The 3,345-nt window shown below is 78.1% G+C and carries 2 protein-coding genes; both read left to right on the forward strand.

From position 1 onward, the window contains the following. The coding region (locus PYV61_RS22845; protein WP_275836030.1) for a PAS domain S-box protein at positions 1-2,571 on the forward strand (2,571 nt) is incomplete at its 5' end. A gap of 281 nt (positions 2,572-2,852) precedes the next feature. After that, a complete protein-coding gene (locus PYV61_RS22850) occupies positions 2,853-3,311 on the forward strand; it encodes a hypothetical protein (RefSeq protein ID WP_275836032.1) in 459 nt (152 codons plus the stop codon). The last annotated feature ends 34 nt before the right edge of the window (positions 3,312-3,345 follow it).

Raw genomic sequence — 3,345 nt, forward strand, 5'->3', positions numbered from 1 at the left:
CTGCGCGACCTGCGCGAGCGCGCGTCGGCGGAGCAGGCGCTGCGCGCGTCGCTCGGCGCGGCGACGGCGCGCGCGCGCGAGCGGCGGGCGCTCATCCGGGCGATGCAGGACGTCGTGTTCGTGCTCGACCGCCGCGGCACCTACCTGGAGGTGCTCGACACCGCGCCCGGGCTGCTGGTGCGGAGCCGCGACGAGCTGCTGGGGCGCCGGGTCAGCGAGTTCTTCGGCCTCGCGGAGGCGGCGCTCTTCCTCGACGCCGTGCGCCGCGCGCTCGACGAGCGCCGACCGGCGCGCGTGGAGTACTCGCTGACGCTGGAGGCGGGGGAGGTGTGGTTCGAGGGCACCGTCTCGCCGCTCGACGCCGAGCGCGTGCTGTTCGTCGCCCGCGACGTCACCGCGCGGCGCGCCGCCGAGACGGCGTGGCAGGAGAGCGAGCGCCGCTTCCGCGCCGCGCTCGACCACGGCGCGATCGCGTACGCCGCGATGGCGCCGGTGCGCGACGCCGCCGGCGCGGTGGTCGATTTCGAGTACGTCGCCGTCACCGCGGGGTTCGAGCGGCTGACCGGCACCGCGGGCGACGACCTGGTGGGCGGCCGCGTCTCCGAGCTCTTCCCGCTGTCGGTGGAGGCGGGGGACCTCGACCTGTTCCGCGAGGTGCTGGCGACGGGGCGCCCGGCGGAGCGCGAGCGCCGCACGCGCGACCCGCGGCTGACCGCGCGCTGGCTGTCGGCGCAGGTGGTGCCGATCGCCGGCGGCGTGGCGCTGCTGGCGCGCGACGTGACGCGGCAGAAGGAGGCCGAGGAGGAGCTGCGGCTGCTGCAGCGGGTGACGCACGCGATGGCCGGCGCCACCGACGTCGCCGCCGCCGGCGCGCTGTCGCTGGCGCCGATGTGCGCCGCCGCCGGCTGGGAGTACGGCGAGATGTGGATCGTCGCCGCCGACGCGGCCGGGGAGCGCCGGCTGGCGCGCGGCCCCACCTGGCACGACCCCGACGACGCGGCGCTGGCGCGCTTCGCCGGGGCGGGGGAGGGGAGCCGGGCGCGCGAGGGGGAGAAGCTCCCCGGGCAGGCGTGGGCGACGCGCGCGCCCGTGCTCGTCCACGAGCTGCGCGCGCTCGGCGACGCCTTCCCCCGGCTCGCGCTGGCGCGCGAGGCCCGGCTGACCAGCGGCGTCGCGGTGCCGGTGCTGGCCGACGGCGAGGTGGTGGCGGTGCTCGCCTTCCACACGCGCGACCGCCGGCGCGTCGGCCCCGAGGCGGTGGAGCTGGTGGCCGCGGTGGCGGCGCAGGTGGGGACCGTGGTGCGGCGGCGCGCCGCCGAGGCCGCGCTGCGCGCGAGCGAGGAGCGCCACCGCGCGCTGTTCGAGCGCAGCACGGCGATCCAGTGGGTGGTCGACCCCGAGCAGGGGCGCATCGTCGACGCCAACGCCGCGGCGGCGCGCTTCTACGGGCACTCGTTGGGGCGGCTGCGCGGCATGCCGCTGCGCGAGATCAGCGTGCTCCCCGAGGGCGCGCTGCGGGCGCTGCTGGCCGACGCCGCGCGCGGGGTGGGCGGCGTGGTGCCGCACCGCCTGGCGTCGGGCGACCTGCGCGTGGTCGAGCTGCACCCGACGCCGGTGGAGCTGGACGGGCGCCTGTTCGTCCACGCGGTGCTGCACGACGTCACCGAGCGGCTGCGCGCCGAGGCGGCGCTGCGCGAGAGCGAGGCGCAGTTCCGCGGCGTGCTGGAGAACGTGCGCGCCGTCGCGGTGACGCTCGACGCGGCGGGGCGCGTCACCTTCGCCAACGACGCGCTGCTGCAGCTCACCGGGTGGGCGCGCGAGGACGTGGTGGGCGGCGACTGGTTCGCGCGCTTCGTCCCGGGGGGCGCGGCGCTGCGCCACCTCTACCTCGCGACGGTGGCGGGGGGCGAGGTGGTGGCGCACTCCGAGGGCGAGGTGCTGACGCGCGACGGCGAGCGGCGGCTGGTGGCGTGGGACAACACGCTCCTGCACGACGCCGACGGCGCGGTGGCCGGCACGGCCAGCATCGGGCGCGACGTGACGGCGCAGCGCGCGCTGGAGCAGCGCCTCGCCGCGCTGTCGGAGCACGACGAGCTGACGGGGCTCCTCAACCGCCGCGGCTTCCGCCGCATGGCCGACCACGAGCTGAAGGTCGCGCGGCGCACCGGACGCCCGGGCTCCGTCCTGTACCTCGACATGGACGGCTTCAAGGCGATCAACGACGCGCACGGCCACGCCGAGGGGGACCGCGCGCTGCGCGCGGTGGCCGACGTGCTGCGGCAGACGGTACGCGAGGGGGACTTCGCCGGTCGGCTGGGGGGCGACGAGTTCGTGGTGTTCGCCACCGGCGCCGCGACCGCCGCCGAGGGGGAGGCGCTGGCGGCCCGGCTGCGCGAGCAGCTCGCGCGCGCCAACGACGCCGCCGGCACCGCCGGGCGCCCGTACGCGCTGGCGTTCTCGGTCGGCGTGGCGACGCTGGAGCCGGGCGACGACCTCGACGCGCTGCTCACGCGCGCCGACGGCGCGCTGTACGCCCGGAAGCTGGCGCGGCGCGCGGCGGCGTCCGACTGAGCGCCTCGGGGACTCCCCGCGGCCGCGACGCGGATCGTTGGGATCAAAACGGAATGGCCGCGGTCTTGCGCTGAGGGTCGGCGCCCCTCCGGGGGCGTGCTCCAGTGGGTGTGTGGGTCACGGCCGGGGCGGGACCGCCCGGCCGTGATCGCCCCCGTCTCCCCGACCGCCGCGCGCCATGAAGCCGTCCGTCCCTCGCCCCGCCGTCCGCCGCGAGCCCGCCGTCGCGATCGCGCTCTTCCTGGCCACCCCGCTCCTGCTCGCCCTCGGCGTCGCCATCCATGCGCGTTGACGCCGCCGACGAGCCGCGCGGCAACTCGCGCGGCCATCACCCGCGCTACTCCGCCGCCGACCGCCGCGACGTGCTCGAGGTGCTGCGCGACAAGGGGGTCGAGCTGAAGCCGCCGTACGCCGCGCTGTGCATCGTGTGGTGGCTGCACGAGCGCGGGCACGACGCCGTCACGGCGTCGGACGTGAAGGCGCTCTTCCCGTCCGCGCGCGACGGGCTCGCCGCGCCGCTCCGCAACGCCGCCGACGTGCTCCGCCGTGCCCGCGAGGGCGGCATGCTGGAGGCGCTCGGCGACGGCTGGTACCGCCTGACCCCGCTCGGGAAGGCCGTGGTCGCCGTGCTCCCCGACGGCGCGATCGTCGGCGCGCTGCGCGTGCGCCGCACCGCCGCCTGCGCCACCCGCTCGGGCGCCGTGCGCCGGGCGGCGATGGCGGGGCGCGCCGGCCGCTGAGCGCAAGTCGGATCGTAGCCATGTCGTTCTGTGA

It is taken from the genome of Roseisolibacter sp. H3M3-2 (genome assembly GCF_029211165.1).
Taxonomy (GTDB): Bacteria; Gemmatimonadota; Gemmatimonadetes; order Gemmatimonadales; family Gemmatimonadaceae; genus Roseisolibacter.